General features: G+C 31.2%; 19 protein-coding genes. 18 read left to right on the top strand and 1 reads right to left on the bottom strand.

Annotated features, from left to right (window positions below; translation table 11 throughout):
• The 8 genes from AACW45_RS10920 to AACW45_RS10885 all read left to right on the top strand — a co-directional run bounded on the left by AACW45_RS10920 (nucleotide 1) and on the right by AACW45_RS10885 (nucleotide 9,959).
• On the top strand, nucleotides 1–348 hold the full coding sequence (locus tag AACW45_RS10920; protein ID WP_190627590.1) for a hypothetical protein: 348 nt from the start codon (nucleotides 1–3) through the stop codon (nucleotides 346–348).
• Between the two features lie 83 nt (nucleotides 349–431).
• Entirely contained in the window at nucleotides 432–2,726 is a 2,295-nt protein-coding gene (locus AACW45_RS10915; protein WP_190627589.1) for a phage tail sheath C-terminal domain-containing protein, read from the top strand.
• Between the two features lie 136 nt (nucleotides 2,727–2,862).
• Nucleotides 2,863–3,552 carry a hypothetical protein gene (locus tag AACW45_RS10910; RefSeq protein WP_190627588.1) on the top strand — a complete coding sequence of 230 codons (690 nt, stop codon included), beginning with the start codon at nucleotides 2,863–2,865 and terminating at the stop codon, nucleotides 3,550–3,552.
• Nucleotides 3,553–3,675: 123 nt separating this feature from the next.
• Nucleotides 3,676–5,559, top strand: coding sequence for a hypothetical protein (locus tag AACW45_RS10905; RefSeq protein WP_190627587.1), 1,884 nt, complete (start codon nucleotides 3,676–3,678; stop codon nucleotides 5,557–5,559).
• Nucleotides 5,552–6,457: an HNH endonuclease gene (locus AACW45_RS10900; RefSeq protein WP_190627586.1), complete on the top strand. Its 906-nt coding sequence runs from the start codon at nucleotides 5,552–5,554 to the stop codon at nucleotides 6,455–6,457. The genes AACW45_RS10905 and AACW45_RS10900 overlap by 8 nt, the downstream gene beginning before the upstream one ends.
• A gap of 3 nt (nucleotides 6,458–6,460) precedes the next feature.
• On the top strand, nucleotides 6,461–7,996 hold the full coding sequence (locus tag AACW45_RS10895) for a M15 family metallopeptidase (protein WP_190627585.1): 1,536 nt from the start codon (nucleotides 6,461–6,463) through the stop codon (nucleotides 7,994–7,996).
• Between the two features lie 3 nt (nucleotides 7,997–7,999).
• Entirely contained in the window at nucleotides 8,000–8,476 is a 477-nt protein-coding gene (locus AACW45_RS10890) for an N-acetylmuramoyl-L-alanine amidase (protein WP_190627584.1), read from the top strand.
• A 142-nt stretch (nucleotides 8,477–8,618) separates the two neighbouring features.
• Entirely contained in the window at nucleotides 8,619–9,959 is a 1,341-nt protein-coding gene (locus AACW45_RS10885) for a M23 family metallopeptidase (protein ID WP_190627583.1), read from the top strand.
• On the opposite strand, the gene AACW45_RS10880 is transcribed toward AACW45_RS10885, so the two are convergent.
• The gene (locus AACW45_RS10880; protein ID WP_190627582.1) at nucleotides 9,956–10,585 is read right to left on the bottom strand and encodes a hypothetical protein; all 630 of its coding nucleotides are present in this window, start codon (nucleotides 10,583–10,585) and stop codon (nucleotides 9,956–9,958) included. The two genes, AACW45_RS10885 and AACW45_RS10880, sit on opposite strands and share 4 nt — an antisense overlap.
• Before the next feature lie 37 nt (nucleotides 10,586–10,622).
• Between AACW45_RS10880 and AACW45_RS10875 the strand changes: the two genes are divergently transcribed.
• Genes AACW45_RS10875 through AACW45_RS10830 form a run of 10 tightly spaced genes read left to right on the top strand, consistent with a single transcriptional unit; the run spans nucleotide 10,623 to nucleotide 23,120 of the window.
• Nucleotides 10,623–11,300: a hypothetical protein gene (locus AACW45_RS10875; RefSeq protein WP_190627580.1), complete on the top strand. Its 678-nt coding sequence runs from the start codon at nucleotides 10,623–10,625 to the stop codon at nucleotides 11,298–11,300.
• Complete coding sequence (locus AACW45_RS10870) at nucleotides 11,273–12,595, top strand: hypothetical protein (RefSeq protein ID WP_190627578.1); 1,323 nt, start codon at nucleotides 11,273–11,275, stop codon at nucleotides 12,593–12,595. Before AACW45_RS10875 ends, AACW45_RS10870 begins: the two co-directional genes overlap by 28 nt.
• 4 nt (nucleotides 12,596–12,599) lie before the next feature.
• Nucleotides 12,600–16,268, top strand: a complete 3,669-nt coding sequence (locus AACW45_RS10865; protein ID WP_190627576.1) for a hypothetical protein — start codon at nucleotides 12,600–12,602, stop codon at nucleotides 16,266–16,268.
• Nucleotides 16,265–16,642: a hypothetical protein gene (locus AACW45_RS10860; RefSeq protein ID WP_190627574.1), complete on the top strand. Its 378-nt coding sequence runs from the start codon at nucleotides 16,265–16,267 to the stop codon at nucleotides 16,640–16,642. Before AACW45_RS10865 ends, AACW45_RS10860 begins: the two co-directional genes overlap by 4 nt.
• A complete protein-coding gene (locus AACW45_RS10855; RefSeq protein WP_190627572.1) occupies nucleotides 16,642–17,064 on the top strand; it encodes a hypothetical protein in 423 nt (140 codons plus the stop codon). Before AACW45_RS10860 ends, AACW45_RS10855 begins: the two co-directional genes overlap by 1 nt.
• A 26-nt stretch (nucleotides 17,065–17,090) precedes the next feature.
• On the top strand, nucleotides 17,091–18,113 hold the full coding sequence (locus AACW45_RS10850; RefSeq protein WP_190627571.1) for a baseplate J/gp47 family protein: 1,023 nt from the start codon (nucleotides 17,091–17,093) through the stop codon (nucleotides 18,111–18,113).
• Nucleotides 18,114–18,120: 7 nt separating this feature from the next.
• Nucleotides 18,121–20,607 (top strand): hypothetical protein, encoded by a 2,487-nt coding sequence (locus AACW45_RS10845; RefSeq protein WP_190627569.1) that lies wholly within the window; start codon nucleotides 18,121–18,123, stop codon nucleotides 20,605–20,607.
• Between the two features lies 1 nt (nucleotide 20,608).
• On the top strand, nucleotides 20,609–21,445 hold the full coding sequence (locus AACW45_RS10840; protein ID WP_190627567.1) for a hypothetical protein: 837 nt from the start codon (nucleotides 20,609–20,611) through the stop codon (nucleotides 21,443–21,445).
• Nucleotides 21,446–22,555 carry a SidA/IucD/PvdA family monooxygenase gene (locus AACW45_RS10835; protein WP_190627565.1) on the top strand — a complete coding sequence of 370 codons (1,110 nt, stop codon included), beginning with the start codon at nucleotides 21,446–21,448 and terminating at the stop codon, nucleotides 22,553–22,555. It begins immediately after the preceding gene.
• Nucleotides 22,539–23,120, top strand: a complete 582-nt coding sequence (locus tag AACW45_RS10830) for a hypothetical protein (protein ID WP_190627563.1) — start codon at nucleotides 22,539–22,541, stop codon at nucleotides 23,118–23,120. Before AACW45_RS10835 ends, AACW45_RS10830 begins: the two co-directional genes overlap by 17 nt.
• The last annotated feature ends 3 nt before the right edge of the window (nucleotides 23,121–23,123 follow it).

Here is a 23,123-nt window from a genome sequence, read left to right as displayed (position 1 = left end):
ATGGATTATCTAAGCTCTAGTAAAACTACTCTAGATCCTTGTTGTTGGTTTCCTGCTAAACTTGAATACTTTATAGATAATAAATGGGAGCAGGTTGGTCACTTTACTGATGTATCTATAAATTATTTAGATAGAGAGTTTGAAATAGAAAGAGGTATAGTTAATCAAACTAAGATTAATTTACAGAGACCTAAAAGATTAATAATAGAGAATGATTATAAACCTTTTTATTTTCTCCTCCTAGAAGTTCAATTACCTTCTATAGAGCTAATATCTATGCCTGGAAATAGAAAGGGTATACTATCTCTAAAAGGAACATATAGAAGTAAGCGAATTATACCCTTTTAAATAACTGCTTACTAAGAACGTTTACCTATCAATTACTCTCGTAATGAGTATGACCTATAGGTAAACGTTTTTTAATTACTCGCATGAAAGTTCCAAATATAATATTTAATGAGGCTAATGTAGGTAGAACGCCTATTAGCCAGAATATAAGAAATAGAATTGGTATTGTTGGGGAGTTCAGTAGAGGCCCAGCTAATACTCCTAGTTTTATTACAGGTTTTACTGATTTTGCTAATAGATATGGTTCTGATATTAAGAAAGGATCGTTAGCTTTCCAAGCTGCCTATGATCAAGGTGCAGTTGATTTTTCTCTAATTAGGGTACTAGGTTCTTCTAAATTAGCAAAAGGTAATGTTACTTTCTCTGGAGTTGCTGAGAAAGTTAATACTTTACTTTTCCATATTAAGTTTTTAGGTGAAGTAATAGATAGAAGCACAACACCTATAACTGCTTTTATTTCCAGCTCTGGTAGCTTTGTTGGAACTAATAGTGGAAGATTCTACTTTAGAGTTACAGGGATATCTGGTGTCAATGCTACTGTTAAATATGTATTCCTACCTTTAGGAACTGAACCTACTAATTCTCTTACAGGTACTTTAATTACAGTAGAAGAAGAAAACTCCCTTAAGAAAGTCTATATAAACTGGTCAGCTATAACTGATTCTATAACTGTAGATGTAAAGAATGGTAAGGGTGTTGCTGTAGAAGTAACAGATGGATTATCTTTAACTTTTGGTATTGCAGGTCAAACAACTGATATATCTCTGAAAGTAGGAGATCAGTTCACTGTCCGAGCAGATAGTTATATCTACTCTATTCCTATTAATGAAGGTGATTTACCTAACCAAATTGTTACTAATTTTAGTAGTACTGTTATTGGTAGATCTCCTATTGGAGAGATTACTAGAAATACAGCAGATAATGGAGCAGTATTTGAAGTAGATCCCAACTATACAGGATTACTAGGTAATAAATTTAGTTATTACTTTACTCTATTAGATGATCAAGATCCAGGTATTACTATAACTCCTTATGGTGATGAAGATTCGGAATTCTTTCAAGGTGGTGTAGAAGGCCCTAGAAATGCAGTCTTAGATTTATATTCTAAAACTGGGGCTCCTTTACTAAGACTATTAGCTGTCAGTGAAGGCTCTTGGGGAAATCAACTTAGAGTTTCTGTTTATCCCCTCTCTAATAAGAAATTCAGATTATCTATTGAAGATTTAAATTCTTCTAATTTTAATCCTAAGTTAAGTCCTGAATCTTATATATTAGATTTCACTGATGTAGATGCTAATGGATTTCTTAATCAGTTAAAGAATTCTATTTATGTAAGAGGTATATTTCTACCTAAGTTTAATAGCCCCTTATCTTATGAAGTTTCTCTATTAGAGACAGTTCCTCAAAGATTAGCGCCGCCTGATTCTTCTATTACTGATTTAGAAGATATTAGACATCCTGATTATTATGGCCCCACTTATCTAACTAATCTCTCTTTAGAGAATGGATATGATGGCCCTCCTATAACAGAAAGTGATTATATAGCAGCATTAGGATCTTTTGAAAGTCAACCAGTTCATATAGTACTCTGTGCTGGTCAATATAATTCTCCTAATATCAAAGCTGCTTTAATAACTCATGCTGAGTCAGCTAAGGAATTAGAAGGACTTAGAGTAGCTATTATTAATGCAAGACCTAATGTTAGTGTAAATGCAGCTTCTCAAGAAACAATTGGATTTGATTCTAGAAGAGCTGTTATAGTAGCAGGTTGGTCTACCTATGCGGGACAACCTAATGCACCTAGATTTGGATTATCTCCTGATGCTATCTATGCAGGTAAGTTAGCAAGTACTCCATTCTTTGCTGGGCCTAATGCTAGAAGAACTAGCGGGCCTGTATTTAATGTTATTGAAGTAGATACTATAAAGGTTTCTACTATGAGCGCTCTTCAATTACTTACTGATGCTCGATTAGAAATATTAGCTTTAGATCCAGCTACTCAGAATTATGTGTTCACTAATGGTAGAACTCTTTCTTCTGATCCTGCTTGGGAGAAGATATTTATTAGACGTACTTACGATATTATTAGACAAGATATATATGATCTACTTCAGCAATACAAAGCTGAACCACATACTAATCTATTACGTTCTCAAATAACTTCTGCTATTAACGCATATATGGGGGAAAGACTTAGAAATCAACAGATAGCTAACTTCTCACCTTCTGTAGCAGATAATAGTAATAATAGTGCTAATGATTATATCAATGGTAGATTGAATATTTCTTTATCTTTCTTACCTCTATATGCTGTAGATGAAATCTACATTACTCTAATTAGAGACAGTGGTACTGGTCTAGTTACTTTTAGTAATTAATTATTAGTTTATAAATACTTAAAAGATGACTTACTTTATTTAAGTCATCTTTTTTTATACTTATCTTTCCCATCTTTTACTATGTTGATTGATGTACAGTTTGGGCATTGAATCATATTGGTTAATAAAATAAATTATGGTATCAAATTTATATGACGCTCCCGTCAATAACTTTGGTTTAGATCCTCTTCAAGGATATGATTTTGAGACTTGGTGCCAAGATACTTCTAGTGGAAAGATTGCTTGGTTTGGTAAATTTCAATCTCTTACTCTCTCAGTAAGAAATGCAACTGAAACATATCTTGAGCTAGGTCAAAGAGTTCCTATCTATCTAGACGGTGAAATCCAAATAGCATGGGTATTAGAACAAGGTTTAGTTGATATGGCTTTTATCGAAAGAACCTTTGGTACTGATACTATTACTAGAGACTCTCAATTAACTAGAGGGCCTAGATTCCAGATTACTTTTGATGCACTAGCTACTAGACTAATCATTGATGATGCTTCTTTAGGACAAAGATCAAATGATCAAATTAATAGATTAGGTGCAGCTAGTATTCTTCCTGCTAGAGTCAATGCTAGTAAACTAGGTACTATTCCTGCTAATAGAGCAGCTAGTGGTAGATACGAATTACAAAGATGTAAGCCTGACTCTGTATCTTTAGGTATTATGCCTGGTAGAAGAGTCGCAGCCGTTAGATGGGAAGGTGTAGCTGAAGGTATTAGATATATTCCCAATCAAACTGTTCAACAGGCTAAGAGTAATACTACTACTTCTAGTGAAAATAATACTACTGGTGTTGTTAATAATGCTGCTGGTAGATAATAGTTAACTATTTATATTAAATATTTATTTAAGATCTACTATTAATAGTAGATTTTTTTATGCTTACTCCTTAAGCAAATATGAAATATAAAGTTAGTAATATTTAATTAGTATATATATATAATGAAAGTTTGGTCTCAATCTGAGAATGTTCCTGCTGCTTGCATAACATATGCAGGAGGTAATTCTAATAATCAACCTATCCTATTTACTACTCAACATAGTCATAAAGGAACTTATATAGATGTTGAGTCTAAGAAGACTCAAGAAGTAATCCTTGAATGGACTATTAAATCAGTAGAAGTAACACTAGTTAGAGATTGGGGAACTTCTACTGCTCTTGTTATTCTTGTTTGTAATCTACCAGACCATAATACACCTGTTCCTCCACTACCAGATTTATCCATTTATAGAGGAGGAAATTATCCTAATCTTACTTACGAAGATGAGATTAGAATATATGCGGGCTATTTAGCTTCACCCACTATACCTATTAGTGCAGATTTATTAGATGAGACTCCAGTTAGATTTAATGATTATAATGGCAAAGAATATACTCCAGATTCTAAAAAACCTTTAGCTCCTATATTCTGGGGATTTATAGATAAATTAGAATTCTCAGGAGATACTAAAGGATTACAACTTATTCTTTCTTGTAGAGATAGAACTAGAATATTAGCTGATACAAGAATATTATCTTTACCTCAGTTTCAAGGAGTTGCTAATACTGGTAATGAAATAGATGCAACAGGTGTTATTAAAGGAGATAGAATTCCTTTATTACATGGAATATTAAATGCTGCGGCAGGTTATACGGCTCTATCTAAAGATGAATGTAGATGTTGGAAACCAGTAAATCTAGGCCCTAAGAATGTACAAGGATTCGCTTTTGATGTTGATAATAGTGTGATTATTAAACCACCTACAGATAATCCAGCAGAATGGCTTAGATATTCTACACTTAGACCTTTTGCACATAAAGCAGAGCCTAGATTAAATGTATGGGCTGAGAGACCTCCAGTAGTAAAAGGTAATCCTAATTCTACTATTCAAGTTATTAATAAAACTCCAATGGAAGTCATAGATTATATGGCTAAATCAGAAGAGAGACCAACTGATTTCTTTGCTTCTCATGTCAATGGAGACTTTATATTTGGGCCCCGTTCTATAGACTTCTCAGGATTTGAAGATGAAGATAGATCATATAGAACATATTTCTTTAGAACTTGGCCTAAAGAATTAAATGCCGCCCCTCCTTCTCCTAATCAAATAATCCTATCCATTAAAACTCTTAGTTCCACAATTGCTACTTTTAATAAATTTGTAGTAATAGATGCTAAGACTAAATCTCAAGGTAAATCTCTTTTGAATTCTGTTAAACAAGGTATCTATTCTATGCCTTGGCAATTAGAAGGTAGAAATCCATCTCCACCATGTAGAACACAAATATGTTATGACGCAGCTATAGGTACTTATTCTAATGAGAATGAAGGTGCCATTATTGTAGGTATGTCAGCAGCTAGAATATGGTCAAGAGATGTAAATGGTATCCAAGTCAAATTATTAGGAGACCCTACATTTTATCCAGGAGAAGCTATAAGAGTTTATAATACCCTTCTTCATGACAATAATATTCTGATTATAAGTGACTACACTGAAGCTAATAATAAAGATAAAGAAATCAGATCTAGAGTAGAAGGTATAGCTAAGGAATCTGAAAATTTATCTAACAACGATAAGTTAGATCCCTGTCTTAATACTAAACCCAGTGAATTATTTAATGAGATGGTAGGTATAACTAATCCAGGTAGATCTAAAACTACTTTATCTAAATTAGTGCTGCCTATCTATAAGATTAGAACTGTTCAACATAAGATAGTTGCACAAGGACAAAAGGGTTGGACAACTAGTTTAAGTTCGACCGCAGATTACAGCATACTACTTTTAATAACTTCAGTATGGTACGTTATATATACATTGATATATAACCCCCACTACTATGTTTAAATCAGTACCTAACAGTAAATATTTTATTAATGAAGATGGTTCAGTAGTAAAAACTGAAAAGATTATAGTCTCTCAATCTTTAGATCAGAGGGGATACAAGAAAGTTAATGTAAATATAAAAGGTAAACAAACTATTAAAAGTGTTCATCAGTTAGTAGCATTAGCTTTTCTTGGCAATCCTCCTGGCCCTATAGGTAAAAGAAGAGATGAATATCAAGTAAATCATAAAGATGGGAATAAAGTTAATAATCATTATTCTAATTTAGAATGGGTAACCTGTTTAGATAATATTAAACATGCTACAGAATATAAACTATTTAGAGGTTTAAAAGGTATTAGTAATCCCAATAGTAAATTAACAGATGAGTTAGTTTATCAAATTAGAATTAGGGCTTCTAAAGGAGAATCTTGTACTTCCATAGCTAGAACATTAAATATGAATCCTACTCATATATCAAGAGTTATCACTGGTAAATGTTGGAAGGAAGCTCCTGGGCCTATTACTAAAGAAAGAAAAATGAATAATTATTATATATTAATAAGCCCTTCTAATGAGGAATATACTACTTTTAGCCTAAAAAGGTTTTCTAAGGATCATAATATTAGTTTTTATAGCTTATTTAATTTAGCTAGAGGAAGTAGTAGAGAATCTCCAATAGGCTGGAAAGTTATTAAATACTCTAAGGGAAAAATAGTAAATAATATTAAACCATATGAGAATAAATTCTTATATACATTTATATCTCCCTCTAAAGAAGTATTTCAGACTATTAATCTTAAAGAATTCTGTAGACGCTATAAAGAACTTTCCTACAAAACTCTTACTAATAAATCTTTTGAGTTAAAAGAATACAAAGGATGGATTATCCAAAAGCAGCAATATATTCCTAATCAATAATTTATGAGTTTTATATCTAATTACAACGATCAATATACATGGAGTCATGGATTCCAAAAGGTATATCAGGCAGAAACTAATCTAAAAGAAGGAAGAATAGTTAATGTAACTAAACAAAGTCATATATCTAATACCTATGATGTTGAACTATTTGAAACTGAGATTCTAATAGAAGGATGTAGAGTAGCTACTTCTTATAGTGGTTTCAATGGAGTAGGTACTATTCAACCTTTAGAAGAAGGTACACCAGTATTAGTCCAGTTTAAGAATGGTGTAATGCAAGATGGCTATATAGTTGGCTGCTTCTTTACTGAAGGTATATATAAACAATTCTATAAAGAAGGGAAACTACAAGAGCCTAATCAATTAGTAGAAGGCTCAGAATTTAACCAAGTATCTGGACATCCTAATAGAATTACTCAAGAAGAATCATACTTTAAGGCAGTAGGTAGTAAAGTAATAAATTCTTCCTACTCTTCTCCTGAATTACTTACAGATCCTAAAGATAAATATTCTAATAGAACAGTACCCTCTTCTATTGAATTAAGAAACCAAGGTGGCGATATAGTTCAATATTCTATGGGGACTAATGTAGTATATTCAGATGGTAATATAGTACAAGTATCAAGCGGTTCTAGAGAAGAGAAGACTACTAAGTTACTAAGATTAGCTGCTATGCATCTTAAGAAAGCAGAAATGGTAGAAGGTAAATATGCTATATCTCCTACTGAAGCAACTAATCAAAAGAGTCCTACTGGATTGAAATCTTTATTATCTAAACCAGTAGTTCCTGATAATAAAACAGTTACTCCTAATGTAATATTTACTCCTGAGTATATAGCTAATCAAGAAAGGAAGTTAGCTGAGTTATATACACAGGCGGCTCAAGTTCAAAGTCAATTAACAGCAGCAAGACAAACCGCCGCTCAATCTCTAACCCAGCAATATGGCACAGAAGTACCAGGTAGTACTAGTGATGTTCAAGGAGGTACTCCTACTTCACCTAATTACAAACCTAATGAGAAGGGTAGAGATATATTAGGTAAGCCTAGAGGATTTGGTCAGATATTTAGTAATGCTTCTAGTACTGTAATAGCTGATAATGGTCAGAGATTACATCCTGAAGCAGCAGCAGCATATCAAGCTATGAAGAAAGCTGCTAAAGCTGATAATGTTTTTATGTATATAAAATCTGGATATAGAAGTATTGCTACTCAACAAAGTATATGGGATAGCAAGTTAGCAGCAGGTCAATCTAGAGAACAAATATCTAGAGTTAATGCTGTTCCTGGTAGAAGTGAACACCATACTGGTTACGCAGCAGATATCCTAGATAGCACTGTTAATACAGGTTTAGAAGCTAGTTTCAATGGAACACCTGCTTATAAATGGTTAGCTAAGAATGCTGGCAGGTTTGGATTTGAGAATAGTTATCCAAATCCAGTTAATTTCGATGGTGTCACTTATGAGCCTTGGCATTGGAGATATGTAGGATCTGCTAATGCTAAAGCTATATTCTCTAAAGCTTATGGAAGTTAATGTATGTATGATCCTTTAATAGTTCTTCATGAAACTATTTCTCCAGGAGATAAAGTTATAGCCAATCTTCAGAATAATAATACTTCTAGTAGCTATCACGTTCTTATTTCTAGAGACGGTACTATTAATTATTTAGTTAACTCTAGAAATAAAGCTTCTGCTGGATATAACTGTTCTTTTAATGGAGAGCAGGTAGATAACTCAGTAGATGATTTCTCTTATCATGTAGTTCTAGAAAGCCCCCCAGATATAGATTTAGATAATGATTATCATACTGGATATACAGAATCTCAATATTATTCTCTTGGCTACTTAATATCTAAAACAAATGTTCCTACTACTAGAATAGTTACACATGCAGAGATAGATTTATCTAAGAAAAGTAAAGATCCTTATAAATTTGACAAAGAATATTTCTTTAATGTCTTAGCTAAATTCCCTAAGACTAAAGAGATTTATTTTGGTATTGCTGGTTACTAACTTCTAGTTACTAGTAATATGTAGAGTTCAATTAAATATATTGATTAACTTATTATTCGCTGCTTCTGTTACTAGTAATTTTATAGTTCCAGAAGTAGTCTTACCAAATATAAATACACCTAAATTACAGGAGGTTAAATCTATGGGAGTTTTATTAGAAAAGACGTTAGAAAGGAGTCTAGCTAAAGGATGGATTCAAAAGTCAGACTTTGAACCTATCACTAAAGAGATAAATAGAATAGCAGCTAAATATAGAATACCTGAAGAAATGATAGTAAAGATGGTATTGATAGAAGCAGAAGGATTCAATAGTAGATTAGTATCTCCTACTGGATGTACAGGTATTACTCAAGTATGCAGTTTCAGTACTGTAGTTGATCAAGGAGGACTGAAAGAAGTAGGAGGTTCTCTTAAAGGATTAGCCAATGCAGGGCCAGTTAAACAGCTTCAATTATGGGATAAATACCATATGGATTACTGGACTAAACGAGCTAGTCGCCCCCCTAAAGATAATGCGGAGTTATATATAATTAATCTATTCCCCGCAGCATTTCTTAAGGCAGCTTCAGGTAAATTAGGTAGAGATACACCAGTTAAAGTAGTGTCTCCTTCAGAATGGGGGAGACAGGCAATGGTACTATATGCTGATTATGACCCAGTTAAGAAATATAGTCCTCGTTTAGAATCAGGTAACAGTAATGTAACTCTTAATTCTATAGAGAGGGGTCTGAATTATAAAATAGTAGAAACTCTAGGTAGCGAGTTTAGTAGTTTATTGGGCACTACTTCCCCAATTCCTAATTCTATAGGTTCCCAACCAGGAGATTATTCTAGTCCTACTGGTGCCTTACCTAATCTTGTAGCAGATTCAGCTCTTCTAAAAGGAGAGAACTGTCCTCCTCCTCCTTATACTCAACAAGATAGGATTATCTATACAGGATGTAGCCCTAAGATTAATTCTGTAGTTCCTAGTGGTGGTAATTCTCTAGGTTATCCTGCACCTGCTGTAGGTACTGTTAATGGTACTCCAGGCAGCACTTCAACTAGTACTTATAAATATGATGGGCCTCTTAGTCCAGGTGGCTTTATTATGCCTGCTAAAGGAACTATTACTTCTAAATGGGGAATGAGATGGGGAAAGATGCATAGAGGTTGGGATATAGCTAATGGAGTAGGCACTCCTATAGTAGCTATGGCTAATGGAGTTGTTACTAGAACTGTCACAGGATGTCCTCCTTCTAGAGGTGTAGGAGATAGTTGTGGTGATTTTTATGGTAATCAGATAATAATAGATCACGGTGGCAGTATGTCTACTATGTCAGCACACCTTAGCGAAGTATTAGTTAGAGAAGGGCAGCAGGTTAAACAAGGTGAATTAATAGGTAAGATGGGTAGTACTGGAAGTAGTACTGGTAGTCACGTGCATACAGAGATAAGACTTAACGGAGCAGCACAAGACCCAGCTAAGTATCTTAAAGGTTAAGCAGACTTTTTACGTTTAGTAGGAGTACTTAATATCTTTTCTATAGACCATCCTCTTCTTTGCCTTTCAAATAAAGTAGTATTATTGCATCCTAATTCTCTAGCCCATTCACTAACTGTTTGGTCTTTACCTTTATAACTCCATCTAACGTTATAATCTCCTCTATTATTGTTCTGAACATATATATCTACCCATCTGCAATTTTCAGGCTCATAATTTTTACTACTATCAATTCTATCTATTGTCATACCTTCTGGTACATTTCCCATATCTTCATAGAAGTTCTGAAATGTATGCCATCTCTCACATACAATTATTCCTTTACCTCCATATAAAGGATATTTATCTTGAGTAGGTTGATAACAACGTTTCATCATCCCTCTCCATACATTCCATTCTTTAGTATCAGTCATTCCATGTTTAGTTTTCTCTACTCCATTTCTAACTATTAAGCAGCCACAGCTTCTAGTAGTACCAGCCCTTAGAGCCTTACCTGTTACAGTAGTTTCATTACCACAAGAGCATTTACATAGCCATAATGCTCTTCTATCTTTATTAAATCCTATTTGTTTAATAACAGTTAATCTACCAAATACTTGACCAGTTATATCAATAATCTTAGACATATAGTTAATACGTTATATAGAATCATTAAATTAAGTAATGCCAGCAATATTAAATAACGATTCATTAAACAATAATCTAATATCTACTATTAAGAGAGCAGTAGCATATTCTAATGGAACTCCTGCTCAAGTAGCCCTCTACGAATATTTAATAGGTAGGTCTATGGTAGGTACATCTCTAGAAGGAGAAGAAATAACTTTACATGATAGTAGAGCTGGTGGAGCTATTCTATTTCTATTTCCCCCTTATATTCAATTAATACTATCTATTCTTTTATATACAGAAGAACTAAATACTTATAATTACTTTTCTAGTTCTGGATATTATAAACAGCTTTCTAATAATATATGGCAGCCAACTCAGTTACTTAATATAAATGAGAGAGTAATACCTACTACCTATGGATCTGTTATTTATAACCTAGCTAAGGATATAGAAATATCTTCTAAAGATTACTTGAAATATTTTAATGTTTCTTTAGATATGTTTGATCTATTCAATCCTGATAGCTATTTAATAAACAAACTAAATTATCTATTTAATAGTTTGGATTATGTAAATGATTTCTCTAAGGACTATATAGATATAGTATTGACAAATGATAGGTATAAAGCAGCTATGTATATAGCTAATAAGTTTAATTATAAAAATGATTCAGTTAAAACTATAGGAGATTGTCTAGAAAAATGGATAATAACGAATTCCTTTACCTAGATTCTACATCTATTCAAGAAGATCTTCTTAAGAGAGATTTGAATTCTACTGAGATATTAGGATATAGAAGACAGCTTAATTTATCTCTTGTGTCCTCTAACTCAGAGAATAGATTAAGAGAGTTATCTTCTATACTATATGAAAGCATTAAAGATAAGGTAATTAGTTTTACTGACCTTAATAAATTAATAGAAAGTTATTTAATATTATTTCTATCCACAACATATATAGGAAATATAGATAATAGTAAATATTCTTCTCATTACTATAAGAGAAAGTTAATAGTACCTAATCACTTCTCTCCTATATCAGAAGAATACTTAGAAGATCTATTATATTCTGGTAATAAAATATGGGGCGGTAAATATGGTTCTCTATTATATTACAGATATATTCAAACTAGTTATAGTCACTATAATCATCCTTCTGAATTAGTTAATAGTATAACTAACTATATTATTAATTCTTATTCTAATAACTCTAATGATAAGGTATCTAAATTCTCTAAAGATTTTATAAATCTTCTACTTGAAGATAGAGAGACTGTAGATGTAGATATATATGATTATAGTTTCAAGATATTTAAGATATTCGATTTAGATAAAATTATAAAGATATTAACTTATTTACAAGTGTGGTTACCTAAAGCATATGACTACTATAACTTAGATGTAAATGAATATCTACCTAACTCTTCGGTTTTCTTTGCTGCCACTATATTAAAAAGAATAGTTATTTACTCTTATAAATTAGGTATTGATTCTACAAGTCTTAGTAAAACTAATTTAATTTATTCTTTTATACATTCAGAACTTAATCCAATATTCATCTCCTTAATAGATGAGATTATTCTTATAAGAAAAACTTTATCTTTATCTCAGGATAGTACTAATACTCCATTGGAATTATTAGTTGAAGATTTATATAAGAATATAGATATAAATATTTCTTCCAGTGCCCTAAAAGAAACTAGTTACTATATATTATCTGAGTTCTTTCCAGTAGGAGGATATAATCAATATTTACTTATACTAGCTTTATCTTTATTAAATAGGGCTTATATTATTACATTTCCTTCTAATAATGTTTATAAGAACTTTGTTGTTAGCCCTATTAAAGATTTCTATCAGCCTGCACTAGATTTATTGGGTAGAGTTGAAAGGATATTTTATTTAGCTGGTTATTTATTGAAGAAGAGTAATTTAGATCATCTTCAAATACTAGGTAGCAACCTAATTACTATGTCTTCAATAGAAGATGATAGTAGTGATGCTATATACAATTTAATGGAATAGATAAATGACTATAAAAGAAATTAAAAGTAAAAGTCCTTCTACTATAGCTAAAGATAAGTCGATAATTCAGACTACTAAGCCTGTTAAAGAAGCAGCAAAGATTAATAAAGAAGGACAAGAATATTCAGCTAATAAGACATTAGAAACTACTCAAGCAGCTTCTTCTATAAAAGATGGCTCTAATTTACCTAGAAATATTTCCTATCAGATATTAGCTGAACCACTTAAATCAGTTTCACCTGATGAGCTGGTTAATAATATTATTGCCGCTTCAACTAATATGGCTGATGCTTTTCTTAGTCAATTAGAAGAGAAGATAACTCAAGTATCTAATCTAGCAGGCGATCCAACTAAGATAAATAATCCAGAACTTAAGAACTGTCTAAAGAACGCCTCTAAGAAATGTGCCACTATTGCTAAGTCTGAAGCTGATATTGGTGAACTAGCTAATGGTGGTTTATTAGTATCTTCATTTGGAAGATATACTTTAGGTGCCCAGACAGTAGGTATTCTATCTAATAGTAACTTTAATCTAAGTAGTCCTTTTGTCTTTCAGAATTCACAGGATTTTACTATTCATTCCAATAATTCTTATTCATTAATTAGTGATGTTAAATATCAAGAATTAAAACATGATACTAAGTTTATTGAAGGCACTTCAATAAAACAAAGTCAGAACTCTATTAATATATCTACTAACAACTCTGATTATATTAGTCAGAATACTAGATTAATAGGGACTAAAGAAGCCTCTATTATGGGACAAGATACATCACTAATTAGTGATAAATCTCATATTAATATATCAGGAGGTAGAAGTTCATTTGTATCCTATGACAGTTTAGGTATACAGAGTGGTAGGAATATTAGTATATTAGCAAGTCCTTCTAGTGATATTTCTACTGAGGATGCTGCTACAACTGATGGAGCTAAAAGAGCTATTGAAGCCGCCTCTTCTTCTATTCTCATATCTAATAAAGGTAAGACAGCTACTAATACCATTGTTATGGGAGATACAGGAGTTATATCTACTTCTACAGGTAGTCAAGCTGTTCTTTCTAATGGGGTTACTTTAGTTAGTGGTACTACAGCTACCTATATGGTATCTGAAGGGGCTACTTACATGGGTAATAATGAATCAGGAATACTTTATAAAGGCGGCAAATTATTTATTAATACTATTCCAATAGTATTCTCTCCAGTTCCTACTGATAATATTATTGAGTTTCCTGGATTACCAGGTATTCCTTCCTTTCCTTCTAAGTTAGATAACTGTATACCAGATAAATATAAACAGCAAACTCCTCTTTATGAAGACTTCTGGGTAGATGATCAACCAATTACAGAAGATATAGATGGTCATGCTAGTGATAAACCTAGTAATAATCTACCTAATACTATCTATAAGGAAAAAGAATTAGACCTAAGCCGTCCTACTATAAGTCCATCAGATACAACAGTAGATACTCCTAAAGAAACAGATAGTAAACCAGTTAATATTCTTAGTTCTAATAAACCTAATACTAAACCCCCAGTAGTTAATAAACCTACTAAGCCTTCAGTATCTAATACTTCTAATAAAAAGAATACTCCTACTTCTAAAGTCAAACCTAATAAACCTACTAGTTCTTTAGATCCCACTAAACAAGATAATAAACTACCTCCTGTAGCATCTCCTAATTCTAACTCTACATCTGGTACTAGCCCTACTCCTCCTATTCCTCCTATAGTATCTCCTTTAGCTGGCGGCGGTCTTAATATTTATCCAGATAAAGTAGGAGAAGAAGGTAGACCTAATGAATACTATAAGGATTTCTTTAAGACTCTTCAAGAAGGAAACTTTACTATAGGTACCTTAGCTAATCCTGCAAAGACAGATGTACCTACTACAGATAATAGTACTACTCAAGTTATCTCTCAAGAATCTGGAATCTATAAAGAAGATATAACTAAGATTAGTCCTTCTGCTCAATCTAGTCTATCTAATCTGTCTAATGAAACTATTAAAAAGGTAATTTTAAAATATATTAAAGGAAAAATTAGCAAAGCTACTATTGATTATGATAACTTTCTTGATGATGAAAGTGCTGGAGTTATTAGAGACTTACTCAAACTTCCTTTAGAATTACAGATATCTTTAAAAAGTAAAGATTCTAAGAATAGAACATTAGAAACTATAGACTTAAAGCCTACTTTTCCAGATGAGTTCAGAAGAGTAGATATTTTATATGTACTAAACAAATACTATATTAATAAGTTATATCCTAACCCTTTAAATAAAATCCTAGCAGAACTAAGAACTATGATTGGTATAGGTTTCTTAGGATTTGTATCTAGTCTTATCTCTAATGTAAATAACATAACTCAAGAGATTGCAGAGTATAGTAACTTTCCCAAATTAATTAGTTCTGCTACTAAAACTGGACAATATGGAGAATTATATTCTGCTGCTAGACCTTTATTATCAAAAGCTTTTAGAGGTACTGCTATAGAGGAATTACTTAACAATGATGACTTATCTCAGTTGGCAATAAAGTTAGTTAATAATGAGCAGGCAGATAAATATCTCTCAGAACTATTAGCTAAAGAAGTAGAAAAACAGATTACTAATTTATTACCTGCTGATTTAAGAAATGTAGTGCCCGCTATTAAAGATTTAATTATAAGTATTGAATCTGGTAAGCCTTTAGATGAACAGACTTTAACTAATCAAATATCTAATATACTTTCTGCTAGTGGTATTGTTAACTCTAATGATCTTAATAAAGCTAGAACAGTATACTCTTCTATAAAAGGAATTATCTCTGATGTATCCAATAAGAATATAGGGAATATATTAAAGGATGTTTTAAATGGTAATAATTTAGAGACTTTAGTAAGTACTATATTTGGGGATAGTAGCGGTCTTATTGGTCAGACTTTTAATTTTATCCGACAGGGTATTGGGGCGGTAGAAGCTATATCTAAAATTCCCGATCTTATTAAATTGATGGATAGCTATAAGATTCCAGGATTAGAACAGGTTAATATAGCTCTATCTTGTTTAGATTTATTTAATAAGGTTAAAGGATTAATAGATGCATTTCCTAAAGCTAGAGGTTCTAATCAATCTGCTATGTCTCTATTAGAATATAGTCCTAGAATAATACAAACTATTAATACTATTAATGAAGATGATGAACTATTAGAAGATAACTTAGATGAAGACGAATTAAATAGTATAGAAGTTCTTAAGAATATTAAGATAAATGCAACTCTTGATACATGTTTTAGAGTTCCTGTTTTATCTCTATTTGAGGCAGATATAACTGTAGAAGATGTACAGATGGGTATTGTAACTTTCTCTCTTAATAGTTTAGATATTCTTTCTAGTAAATATGCATCTCTTCCTAGAAGAGGAGATAGGGTTCAATTAGTTATACCTTCTTATACTAAAGTTAATTCAAACACTAAATTAATTCCTTATCAAACAGAGTTCCAATATACTGCAACAGTTCATACATTTATTATTGATTCATTTGATGTAGTTAGAAATAAGGGTATAGCTTATTATGAGCCTACTGTAGGTTCTATTATTCTAGAAGATAATGATGGACTGTTATATGAATATTCTAGTCAAGCTTTAGGTGTTCATATAGAACCTATTATTACTGAAGCTTATTTATTAGCATGAAACCTATACAGCCCCCTCAAATTATCAATAAAGGTATAGCTATCTATAGTCCTTATCTAGAAGGATCTATACCTGGATTATTATCTATATCTATTTATTTCAGCAGTACTAATCCTTTATTTAATTGGTTAAGTTGCGATAGTACTGAGTCTTTAATATGGAAAAATAGTTCCCCGCCCTCTAAACAAGGAACTCTATTCTTATATGAACCCAAAAGTGATTTAGAATTAGGTTTCTATAGAATAGAACTATCTCTTTTTAAAGTAAATATGTTACCAGTTAGTGGTGAAACCAGGGTAGCTATATTGACTCCTACACCATACTTAATAATAGGCTTACCATACTCTGTATATCCGCCTATTGTTTTGACTTAATGATAGATATAACTATATTTAATCAAGATTTACAAATATCTTCTATAGATACAGAAGAAGATGAACCTTTATATGATCTAGTACTATCTCAACCACTACCTACTGAAGATTTATTACTTAAAAGGGTATTACAAACTCCTTATGGATATATAACACTTTGGGGTTTAGATGAAGAAGGTATTGATTATCTAGATGATGAATACGGTAATCAACTCTATTCTATATTAGGAGAACCTTTAACTCCTTCTTGGATAAATGATTCTAATAATTATCTTAAGAAAGCTTTATCTTTTATAGAAGATGTGGTGTCTATTAGTTTTGTAGAAATGTATCAATCTACTATTGATTCTATTAGTTTTAGAATCACCTATACTTCTGTTAAAGGCAATACCGAAACTATTAATACTTCCTTCAGTATATGAGAACTATAAACCAAATTATAATTAGGATGAAAGAGGCCCTATCTTCATTAGGATCTCCTTTATCTAGATTCAGTCAGTATAGTAATATCTATATTCTTTTTCGTTCTATTGCTTCAGTTATATCTGAGCATGAATATCTTATAGATCAGTATCGTAGATCTACTTCTATAACTCTAGCTGAAAGAGATGATCTAGATGTTAAAGCTTATGACTATTCTTTATTTAGAAGACCAGCTACTCCTGGCTCTGGTTTTGTATTAGTTACATCTAATGAGATTACTCAATTAAGTGCTGGACTTATACTATCCTCTGCTGATGGTCTAGTACAGTTTACTTTAGATGATAATTACTTTGTTAATAACTCCGAAGTAGCTTTACCTATTACTTCTATAGAAAGAGATTACTCTGTTAATCTTTCTGCGGGCACTTCTTTATATTCTACTTTCTACCCAAATATTAAATTTGTCATAGGTCAATATAGAGATTCTAAAGGTAAACCTCAAATAGGTATATCTGGAGCTTATCCAGAAGAGTCAGATGATACCTTTAGACAGAGAATTCTTTTCTACTTAAACTCTTTAGAAAAGGGTACCTATACTGCTGTTTATTCAACTATTCTAAATTCTGGTATAGATAGATTCTATATAAAAGAACATCAACCAGTTACAGGTTACTTTACTGTATTTGTGAATACTTCTAATGAACGTAAGTTAAGGGAAATAGAAGAAGCTATTGATTCAGTAAAAGCTTTGGGTGTGGCTTTTATAGTTAGACCTTTAGAAGTAGTATACTTAGATGTTCTTTTGACAGTTAAGTTAATTAATACAAGTAATATTAATTCTACTGTTAATGCTATTAGAGAAAAGATAATACAGTATTTCAATGATCTAGATTTAGGACAGCCAGTTGATAGATTAGCTATTAAGAATTTAGCTTTATCAGTACCCAATGTATCTGCTTGTAGTATTCAATCTCCTTCAAATGTTATTAGTCCAAATACTTTAGGTGTATTTGCTATTAATAATTTATCTATTAATATTCAGTCTTAATGCAACTATGAATATACATTTAGAAAGAATAAAAGAATTAAATAAACCTTCAGGTAGTTCCATTTATGGTACAGATATTAGTTTAGATTTTATTAAAGGGGCTGCATATTCTTATAGTGGCTCTATTCAACTTAAAGTAAATGGAATCTCACTTAATTCTGATTCAGTATTTGAAGGGGGCTGTTTCTTAGGGGACTGTTTTGAAGGAGGTGGCATTTGGACTACTGCTGTTAAATCTTCTATTACTAGAACAGTTAGTAATGTTACTCAATATTGGATAGAAGGAACTACTGATAGTTTAGGAAATGTATGGCTCTGTGATATCGGTGTAATATGCCCAGACTTTTCTGAGTTCTATTTCATTGATAAGAACTTACCTATATCGTCTTTAGGTATAGTAAACACTATTAGTAAGATTCCATCTGGACTAAAGATAGCTCAATTAAAAAGAGTTACATCATCTTCAGCAGAAACAATAGCTTATCTATATGGAAAATATCTAAACAATGATCCATTAATTAGAACTACTTTTAATAGTACTCTAGAGTATTCTTATGAAGATCAAGTTACTAATATTGAAGATATAGCTTTAGGTATTATATCTCTTATATTTAATACTTTTATTGATGTAAAACCTAATAGCAATATCTATTACTTAGCTGGCTATATAGAATCTTATATAACTAGTCTAGTTGAATCTAACTTTAGTAGACTATCTAGATTAATAGATACTACTTCTAGTAATAAAAGATATGGTTCTATTCCTTATAAGCCCGCTACTTTTACTGAACCTGAACTATTATATGGGGATAAATCTGATAACTTATTTGCTAACCCAGAAGTTAGAGTATTTGAAGAAGATTGTTTTGAAGAAGGATGTTTCAAAGTAGATACTAGTAAACTACTACATTCTAGGGAGGTATCTACAAGAGCTATAGCTTGGTTAATTATTTCCTTAATTCTATATACAGAATATTGGCAGTCTAAAAAGTTTAATAATCTATTAAGTTCTTTAATCACTTATTTAATTAATCAGATAAGTCCATCAAACAATTTAGTATCTAAAGGATGGACTCATTCTAATAAACTATCAGATTCTACTTCTATAGAAGAATATAATTTATCTACTTCTGTTGTTTCTGTTATTGCTTTATTCAAGATATTTCAATATACATCTGATTATAATTACCTAGATAAGGGCGTTGATATATATAATTCAATTATCAATAAATTCTATTCTTATAGAGATAGAACTTTTACAGATAGCCCGCAATCTAATCACCTTGATACTATTACTTATGGGTTATTATTCTCTACTGTATTTAACCTAAGTGAATTAGTAGAAACTTCTATTTCTAATCTAGAAGTATTATTAGATAAAGACTTTAACTTAAGTAAAGAGATTCCATTATTTAACAATACTGGCGGCTATCAATATAATTTAGATGGCTCTATAAGATATGAAACTACTACTGGTATATCCTATACAACTGTATCCAATAATAATTCTCTCTTATCTTTTATTAATCTATTAAGCAATTCAATTAATTTACAGACTCTAGTTAATAACCAAATTATTACAGGATCTTTAATATCTAAGTTAGATAACAATTCTTATTCTTTCAGTAGTCTATTTAAAGATAATTTTGAATCTTTTACTTCTCTTCTTACTAATGAGAAGTATTTTAATACTTTTACTTCTTGTTCTTTTCTATTAACTAATCAGCTATTTAGTAATGAAGATGTTATTAGATTACCTCTTATATCTATACAGTCTTTAAATTTCTACAGAAATTATATATACAGTAAGTTAAGTAATCTTCCTTTAGACTTTTCATGGTTTAGTAAAGAGGCATTATCTATAGAAGGCAATCTAGGTAAGTTATTGTTCTCAGTATCTAAAGCTCTATCTGTCTCTAGAGTTAGTATAGGAGCTAATAGATATGCTCCGCCTGCATTTATTTCTATTAGAGATTTAGATATAAAAGCTAAGGAATTAGGTCTATATAGAGTCAGACAAGAATCTTATTCTAACTTTCTAACTTTTGTTAATACCCATATTCAAGTTAGGGCTAAAGGAATTAGTAAGAACAATGTAATTAATTATCTTTCTAGATATTCTATTGATGTAAAAGTAAAAGAAACTTGGTCTGATATATTATCTTTCAATAGTTTCAATGATAAAACTTTCTCTACTTATTTAGGAGAAGGTTACTATTCTGGTTCTCAATACTCAACAGCTTCTCTAGTAGAGATTACTATATATCAACCTATAGATTCTATTATTAGAAGAATAGTAAGTTCTATATTACCTCTAGGAATAGTTATTAGATATGTCGAGAATATTATTATTAAATCTTCTTTGAGTATTAATGTAAAGAATAGTTGTATTAGGATTATTGAATCAGATGTAGTAGAAGATAAACTTATTCTCCAAGAAGATGGAGATAGAATTCTTACTGAAGATGGCGACTATTTAGAACAGGAAATTTAAAATGACTAATAAAAAAATATCAGAATTTACTACTGCTACAGGTAATGAATTAAATGAAGATTCTATTTTACCTTTGGTAAGTACTTCTTCTCAGAATAGAAAAGCTACTATAGGTGCAATATTTCCCAATGCCACTAGTCTTATCAAAGGGGGAATATTACTTACTGGAGATCTAGGAGGTACTTATAATTCTCCTACTGTTCCAGGTTTATTAACTAAAGCTAATATTAATTCACCTACATTTACAGGAACACCTAATGCACCAACTCCTTCTACATCGGACTCTAGTACTAAGATAGCTACAACTCAATACGTAACCAATCTCTTAACTAATACTCTAGTAGATGCTACTACTTCTATTAAAGGTATTCTAAGATTATCTGGAGATTTAGGAGGTACGGCTTCTTCACCTTCTGTAAGTAAATTAGGTGGAACAACAATTAACTATTCAGATATAGGTGAAGGTAAAGTTCTTACATATAACTCAAGTACAGCACAACTTGAATATAAAAATCCTTTAGCAAACCTAGTAGAGACTATTAGTGGACATATAGAATTACCTCTAGTCCAAAGTTATTATTTAGAAGTATCTGCTCCTTATGCATATAAGGTTACTAAATTATCTATTAAGTTAAATAATGGGGGCGGGGCTGTAGGTTTATTTATAAATGATGTAGGTATAGATTCTTTATCTAGTATAACCCTTAGTAATAATCTATTAGAAATAGATACTTCTTTATATAATAGTTTAGATGTAGGAGATAATTTAGTATTAAAAGTACTTAGTATAGTTCAGGGAGAAGATTTAATATTTACTATTAAGACAGTGAGAGTATAGATGCAAGATTTAATAATAATAGGAGGCGGCCCTAGAGGTATATCTTTAGCTCTACAAGCAGTTCATAGAGATATACCTGTTACTCTAATAGATCCTGACCCTTTTTCTTCTTGGAAGGAACCTAATATTATTCCTAATATAGAAATGAGATCACCTCTTTCTTTTGATCTTGTTACTTATTTAGAAGACTTATATCCTTTCTCATTAGCAAGATTTCTAGATTATCCTGATAGATTACTAAGAACCCAAAAAGAAATAGAGACAGATGATATTAAAGTTACTAGGTATCAGTTCTGCGCTTACTTAAGTTATATATGGGAACATATTCTATCTAAGATCAACTATATTCAACAGGAAGTAAAAGAGATAAAGGATGGATCTATCACTCTTCTAGATAACACTGAGCTAATAGGTAAAGCTGTTGTAATAGCAACGGGTAATAAGTATTCTAAGGTAAATATACCTCATTGGGTAACTTATGCTTTTCCTCAAGAGAATATAGTTACATTAAAAGATATATTAAGTATTCAACCTAGAGATAAAAGAATTACTGTATTAGGTAGCGGGCAGGGAGCAGCCGAGTTAGTTTATTTATTAGCTTCTTTAGATAATAAAGTTAATTGGTTACTAAAGAGTATTCCTAAAATAAATCAATATCCTGCCCCTTCTTATTCTTCTTGGTATAGTAAGTCTGCGTTAGGTTCTTATTACTCAAATCTAATATCTCCTTTAGATAGAATGAATTATCTAGAGAAGATAAAAGCTTGGCAGCCTTCTATTACTCCTTATATTAAAAGTAAGTTAGATAGTATCTTTTATAATCAAGTATGTTCTAAGGATTATAAAGATTTATCTATTGCTAATTCTTCAGATTATTTAGTTTTAATGACAGGTAGAGTTCTAGATATTAATTTAATTCCTATTGAAGAAATTAAGCCTAATAAATATCTACCACAATACCCTAGTGTAGATAGAGAGTTTAAGCTAGAAGGATTTAATAACGTTTATATAACTGGTTTATTAGCTCTTGCTTATGACGGCCCAAGACAAAACTCATTAATAAGTGCAGGTATTACAAGTAGGAGAATAATAAATGACATCTATAATTAACTACTCTCTATCTACTACTGGTTCTGTAGATAGACTTTTAGATTTTATAAACTCTAATGAATTCTTTTTTGCAATAGGTAAATCTACTCCTTGGACAAATCAATGGGGAGATGAAGTTGATGATACCAATCCTCCTATACCATTAGCTTCTACTAAATATATTACTGACCCAATTATTTATAAAAGAGCTTTTATAGTCAATCCTATAGTAGAAAGTCAATGTGGAAATATTGAATTTGAAAGCTGCGGCGAAGTTTCATATAACAATAAACTATGGACTAGATTAGACCAAACAAAATTATCTAAAGATACCTTAGATATACTAAATCCCTCTAATATATATTTCTCAGTATCTATTAATAGTGGTGATTATAGTTCCCCTTCTTTTAGGATTATAGGATTATATTCCAAGCTTTCTTTATTAGAGAATGTAACTACTAATAAGGTTATCTATCTACCATCTGAAGTAGATAATCCAGGTATATTACATTGGATTGGATATATTACTCCTATATTAAGGAGTACAGATAAAACAACTACTTTTGATTTATTACTATCTATCTAAATA

Origin of the sequence: Calothrix sp. FACHB-168 (assembly GCF_963889195.1) — a bacterium.
Taxonomy (GTDB): Bacteria; Cyanobacteriota; Cyanobacteriia; order Cyanobacteriales; family Nostocaceae; genus Aulosira; species Aulosira anomala_A.
Note: the sequence above shows the minus strand (reverse complement) of the source record. Positions and strands in the feature narration are given on the sequence as shown.

Excerpts from the sequence above, each read along its gene's own strand:
- AACW45_RS10910 (WP_190627588.1), top strand. The coding sequence starts at position 2,863 with ATGGTATCAAATTTATATGACGCTCCCGTCAATAACTTTGGTTTAGAT.
- AACW45_RS10835 (WP_190627565.1), top strand. The coding sequence starts at position 21,446 with ATGCAAGATTTAATAATAATAGGAGGCGGCCCTAGAGGTATATCTTTA.
- AACW45_RS10845 (WP_190627569.1), top strand. The coding sequence starts at position 18,121 with ATGAATATACATTTAGAAAGAATAAAAGAATTAAATAAACCTTCAGGT.
- AACW45_RS10830 (WP_190627563.1), top strand. The coding sequence starts at position 22,539 with ATGACATCTATAATTAACTACTCTCTATCTACTACTGGTTCTGTAGAT.
- AACW45_RS10865 (WP_190627576.1), top strand. The coding sequence starts at position 12,600 with ATGACTATAAAAGAAATTAAAAGTAAAAGTCCTTCTACTATAGCTAAA.
- AACW45_RS10870 (WP_190627578.1), top strand. The coding sequence starts at position 11,273 with ATGGATAATAACGAATTCCTTTACCTAGATTCTACATCTATTCAAGAA.
- AACW45_RS10860 (WP_190627574.1), top strand. The coding sequence starts at position 16,265 with ATGAAACCTATACAGCCCCCTCAAATTATCAATAAAGGTATAGCTATC.
- AACW45_RS10880 (WP_190627582.1), bottom strand. The coding sequence starts at position 10,585 with ATGTCTAAGATTATTGATATAACTGGTCAAGTATTTGGTAGATTAACT.
- AACW45_RS10900 (WP_190627586.1), top strand. The coding sequence starts at position 5,552 with ATGTTTAAATCAGTACCTAACAGTAAATATTTTATTAATGAAGATGGT.
- AACW45_RS10840 (WP_190627567.1), top strand. The coding sequence starts at position 20,609 with ATGACTAATAAAAAAATATCAGAATTTACTACTGCTACAGGTAATGAA.
- AACW45_RS10915 (WP_190627589.1), top strand. The coding sequence starts at position 432 with ATGAAAGTTCCAAATATAATATTTAATGAGGCTAATGTAGGTAGAACG.
- AACW45_RS10850 (WP_190627571.1), top strand. The coding sequence starts at position 17,091 with ATGAAAGAGGCCCTATCTTCATTAGGATCTCCTTTATCTAGATTCAGT.
- AACW45_RS10875 (WP_190627580.1), top strand. The coding sequence starts at position 10,623 with ATGCCAGCAATATTAAATAACGATTCATTAAACAATAATCTAATATCT.
- AACW45_RS10895 (WP_190627585.1), top strand. The coding sequence starts at position 6,461 with ATGAGTTTTATATCTAATTACAACGATCAATATACATGGAGTCATGGA.
- AACW45_RS10855 (WP_190627572.1), top strand. The coding sequence starts at position 16,642 with ATGATAGATATAACTATATTTAATCAAGATTTACAAATATCTTCTATA.
- AACW45_RS10890 (WP_190627584.1), top strand. The coding sequence starts at position 8,000 with ATGTATGATCCTTTAATAGTTCTTCATGAAACTATTTCTCCAGGAGAT.
- AACW45_RS10920 (WP_190627590.1), top strand. The coding sequence starts at position 1 with ATGGATTATCTAAGCTCTAGTAAAACTACTCTAGATCCTTGTTGTTGG.
- AACW45_RS10885 (WP_190627583.1), top strand. The coding sequence starts at position 8,619 with ATGGGAGTTTTATTAGAAAAGACGTTAGAAAGGAGTCTAGCTAAAGGA.
- AACW45_RS10905 (WP_190627587.1), top strand. The coding sequence starts at position 3,676 with ATGAAAGTTTGGTCTCAATCTGAGAATGTTCCTGCTGCTTGCATAACA.